At 35.7% G+C, this 4,873-nt stretch carries 4 protein-coding genes and 1 riboswitch; of the genes, 1 reads left to right on the top strand and 3 read right to left on the bottom strand.

The features are described from left to right. Window positions 1–258 precede the first annotated feature (258 nt). Window positions 259–1,029: an IclR family transcriptional regulator gene (locus tag ACVHXK_RS18435; RefSeq protein ID WP_461207875.1), complete on the top strand. Its 771-nt coding sequence runs from the start codon at window positions 259–261 to the stop codon at window positions 1,027–1,029. A 42-nt stretch (window positions 1,030–1,071) separates the two neighbouring features. Here the strand turns inward: ACVHXK_RS18435 and ACVHXK_RS18430 are convergent, their stop codons facing one another. The 3 genes from ACVHXK_RS18430 to ACVHXK_RS18420 all read right to left on the bottom strand — a co-directional run bounded on the left by ACVHXK_RS18430 (window position 1,072) and on the right by ACVHXK_RS18420 (window position 4,410). Continuing rightward, entirely contained in the window at window positions 1,072–2,235 is a 1,164-nt protein-coding gene (locus ACVHXK_RS18430; protein ID WP_461207874.1) for an FIST signal transduction protein, read from the bottom strand. A 66-nt stretch (window positions 2,236–2,301) separates the two neighbouring features. Continuing rightward, entirely contained in the window at window positions 2,302–2,538 is a 237-nt protein-coding gene (locus tag ACVHXK_RS18425; protein ID WP_461207873.1) for a MoaD/ThiS family protein, read from the bottom strand. A gap of 15 nt (window positions 2,539–2,553) precedes the next feature. Beyond that, complete coding sequence (locus ACVHXK_RS18420) at window positions 2,554–4,410, bottom strand: aldehyde ferredoxin oxidoreductase family protein (RefSeq protein WP_461207872.1); 1,857 nt, start codon at window positions 4,408–4,410, stop codon at window positions 2,554–2,556. A gap of 47 nt (window positions 4,411–4,457) precedes the next feature. Continuing rightward, window positions 4,458–4,574, bottom strand: a riboswitch (molybdenum cofactor riboswitch). Window positions 4,575–4,873 lie beyond the last annotated feature (299 nt).

The following is a 4,873-nucleotide window of genomic DNA, read 5'->3' as shown; positions in this document are numbered from 1 at the left end:
AATTTAGATTGGTCGCTTTCAAAGCGACAATTATGCACCAAGAAGAGATTGATCATAGTCAAACAAAGCTTCATTAAAATATGGACCCCAGGGGAAATAGTGAACCCTAGGGCTCACTTGCTACCAATAGTTGTCAATGTTATTTAAATCTGAATTCGTGGAAAGCAACATATTTGTTTAATTTGTAAAATTATATCAACTGATATAAAATAATATTAGGATAATTTCAGAAAATGTATGTTAGAAAGGGGTATTACCGTGAACGAAAGTAATCATAAAAATGTACAAGTAATCGATAGAACTCTGGATATAATCGAACTACTTTCCACTGAACAACAAGGTTTAGGCGTTACTGAAATATCAATTCGAACAAATCTGCACAAAACAACTGTATATCGTATACTCTCCTCACTTTGCTCAAGGAATTATGTAGAAAAAAATCCAAGTAATAAATATCAAATAGGTAGAAAGTTGATAGAAATTGTTAGCTGTCATATAAATGATCTTGAATTGCAAACCGAAGCTCGTCCTTTTTTATTGGAACTATCATCCCAATATAATTTGACATGTCATTTAGGTGTGTTAGATGGAGATCAGGTTGTATATATAGAAAAACTTGATAGTTACACAAAATTAAGACTTTATGCTCAAATAGGCTATAGAGTCCCTGCTTATTGTTCATCACTAGGAAAATGTCTTCTTTCATGTTTGTCCGATACTGAGCTTGAAGAAACAATTTCACTCTGTCAATTTGAAAAATTTACACCAAATACCATAGTTACCTTACCTTCATTAAAAAATCATTTACGTAAAGTAAGAGTTCAAGGCTGGGCAATCGATAATCAAGAATATGCAATGAGTCAGCGCTGTATTGCAGCTCCAATATATGACTATAGAGGCGAGGTGATTGCTGCCGTAAGTGGCAGTGGCACATTAGAGCAACTTCCAGATAAAAAAATCATACCAATTGCTAAACATATTGTACAAATAGGTATAGAAATATCTGAGCGATTAGGATATAGCAAATAAAAACGCTGCCTAGGACAAGTCATAGGCAGCATTTATTATTCTCTACTTTGCAAAACCTGTAAATGAAAGCATAAGACCACCACATGTATCAATTCCATCATCTTCATAACCATATTCACCAAAAGTAAATTCAGTTATGAAAGGTATATCCCCTGCGACGTCTTTAATCTGTTTTGCAACTTCATCTATTCTAGCATCAATACCAGCACGGCGTCCACCACAATGTACAAGATGTAAAGCCCCTAGTGGTACTCCTGCTTTTTCTTTGGTTTGTTCTAAAATACTTCCAGCAGATTCAATAATTTCGTCTACAGTACTTTCCATATAAATCACAGCAGTATTAACAGCTAAATTATTACCTATATTCATTGAATAATCTTCATTACCATTCATTGGATGCCTTATAGCAACTAAATCCCCTAATCTGTCTTTAACTCCAAGTGGTGCACATACAGAACCCGCAAGTAGGTTTCCTCCAAACAAATCTTCTGCCTTCTTACCACTCCACTCCGCATATTTTTTAAGAGCTGGTACACCATCAATCTCAACAAGCACTCTATCTCCTTTGAGTTTTGTTATAATACCAGATTTTGAAGTTTCGCGGTATGCACCTGTATATTTATTGGCAAATGGTTTATCACTATAGAAAAACGCAACTGCTGCACCATCCGCAAAAGCGCCCTTGTCTGTAAACAACTTCCACTCGCCTGTAATTGTGTTATCAGCAGCACTTCCTCCAAAGAAAGGTACTCGTCCTATAATATCAGTAATCCCTTTAAGATAATATTCTTCTTCTCCTGGTGATGCCACCATATAAAAATAATCTGGAGAAGTTGTTTTTCCTGCAGCTTCGAGGGCTTGTTTTGCTATTTCTCTACCAGTTAAACGAGCATCTCCTCCTTTAGCTTGTCCTGCTACCCCAACGACCATATCCTCATCTTCCATAGCCATAATTCCAACAAATGTATCCCCACCAACAAATCCTTCAGGTGTAATTATACCTGTAAATGATGTATTCCCTATAATAGCTACTCCAGGCATTGCTTCAGCCGCCCCTTGAATAAGTTCAGTTTGGTCATAAGCAACACTACTGTACATAAACGCAACTTTAGCTTTTCCAATACCTTCGCAAGCTTTCATAGCAGCCTCTTTACCTGCTTCAAAAGCATTTGCAACTTTGCATGAACCAACGTTTGATTTTAACATTTAAAAATCCTCCCCTATTTATATTATAATTTCTATCAATTATTACAAATTTTAAATTGATACCAATCAACCCCCTGCAAGAAGTGGTATAACAGTCAATACATCTCCATCCTTTAAAACATAATCACTATCTTTCCGCTTATTATTAACAAATGTAGAGTATTTAACTGATGAGTCTTTAATTGGTGTCAAGGCTAAAATATCTTTAATTGTTTTCTCAGAAACTTCAATATTCCAATATCCACTTTCATCTTTTTTAGGAATCATAGAAGCAAAAACTCCGAAAAATTTAACCTTTACCATATAAGCTAATCCTCCCTATTCACAGCTTGGCAAAAATGATATATATTCTTCAAGACCAAGCTCTTTTAATGTTTCTTCTTTTAGTATACCGTTTTCATCCCAGCCACGAAGTTTATAGTAATCTTGTAACATACTATCAAATTTAACAGGAGCTTTTCCTGCACGTCCACCAATAACTGCTGCTTGAAGCATTTTTGGAGGTAATGTATCATCCTTACGACTCATACCATCTCGAATATTAATAAGCCGTTGAAGAGCAATTCCTCTCTCTGAAGTTTTAAGTAGTTCCATATTTGTCAATTCTATACCTGAAACCACTTCAAGTTCTTTTGCTATTTCAGTAATAGTAAGTCCTCCGTTATTAACCATAAACTTGCACATAGTCAAATTATTATATAGCATACTTGTGTTTTGATATATATAAGCACAATAGCCTGCTTGACTCTCATCAAATCGTTCAGGTGGTCCATCCATTTCACAATCAGGATAAAATAATCCAAGCGCACTTGCCTGAGGATTACCTCTTTCATGACATGCACCTCGAGGAGTTGTTGCATAGTTAACTGCAAGTCCATACACTGCTCTTGGGTCATGAGCAGGAAGGTCAAGATTTTTAACTTCTACTGCAATCCCAGCAGATTCTTGTCCAATTTGCTCAACTGCACCTCTTATACCTTTTTTGAATAAGCTACCTATTCCTTCTAATTTAACTAACTTATCAATCAGGTACTGAAGTGTCTCATTATCACTCCATTTAGGAACAATTCCAATTTCCTCTTCACTTAAAAATCCAGCTTCATAGCATTCAATAATAAATCCTACAAATGAACCCAAAGATATGGTATCTACACCGGCACGATTTGCTTTATCATTAGCTAGTGCAATAGCGTATAAGTCATCTATTAATAATCCAGAACCCATCATTCCAAGAGTCTCATATTCTGGTCCATTTCCATCAAGAACCGTTCCATCAGGTAATGTTACATGTATATGTCTATGGCACCCCACAGGACAATTTTGACAAGGCATAGGTTTTACATTTAAAAACTCTGTATATCTAGGCGTACCTATCATTTTTGCTCCTCTTTGCCATACATCTCCACGCCAATATTTTATAGGGACATCTCCAAGAGCTTCTAAGGGCACCATAACATCTGGTGTTCCGCCTCCACCTTTAGCTGTTTCGTGGAGCCTTTTCATGAGCTCCTTAGCAAGTTTTTCAGACCCGTCTAAATCCTTAACAGGTACCTGCTTTGTTCCCCATACTGCTACTGCCTTTAGGTTTTTAGAACCCATAACAGCTCCTGCCCCACCTCTTCCTGCAAAGGAATGACCATCGCAAGTAATACAGGCTATAGGATTCAACATTTCTCCCGCTGGTCCTATATTTAAAGTATTTATCCGTTTATTTCCTAATTCTTTTTTTATAATACTTCCTGTTTCCACAGCATCTTTGCCCCATACATTAGCTGCGTCCCTAAATTCTACACCATCATCATTAATATAAAGATATGTAGGATTTTCTGCTCTACCTTCTATCACCAAAGCATCATACCCAGCTTTTTTCAACTGTGGAGCCCATGCTCCTGTTCCTGCTGAATCCAGGAATGAACCAGTTAAAGGTCCTTTTGTTATTACACTCCACTTTGCATTACCTGGAAAATTTACTGCCTGCATAAATCCCAAAGCAAAAATTATCTTATTATCTTTAGAAAGTGGATCTACCTTTGGTTCAACTTCATCCAATAAAATTTTAGCACCTAGTGCTGCTCCACCTAGTAGCAATTTAAGGTATTTTTCATCTATTGGGTCTGCCTTAAATGTCTTGTCTGTCAAATTTACTCTTAATAGCTTATTCCAATAACCGTACACAACCTCGCCTCCTTTAATTTTGGTGCTTTTGTATTCGTATACATACACCTTAAATTTTTTAGTGTCCTTTCCAAAACGGGAGGCATGATAGTTTCCATTCATACCCAATGGCACGGTTACCGTGAATATATTTTAGGCAATACGGCTCGGACATATATTTATTATTCTTTTCTTTAACGTTAATATAGCCTTTTACAATATTACTGTCAATTTTTTGGTTCCATAATGTGGACTTAATGTTTCACATAGTGGTACAATCTTCTGTGATTTTCAAAAATAGAAACATTCTTCAATTTTATCTGAAATCTATAAATAACTGTTGAGACAAAATTAGTTGATAATTATGGAATCATACCAAAGATAAATAAAAGCTCATGTTATAAATAGAGGCCACTGAAAAACTATGAAATTAAAATCATTATCGCATTAAATGTGATAATGATTTTTTTATATCTCAAAAAGG

This window comes from Clostridium sp. DL1XJH146, assembly GCF_054819755.1.
The sequence above is the reverse complement of the archived record's forward strand: the minus strand, read 5'-3'. Positions and strand labels throughout refer to the sequence as shown.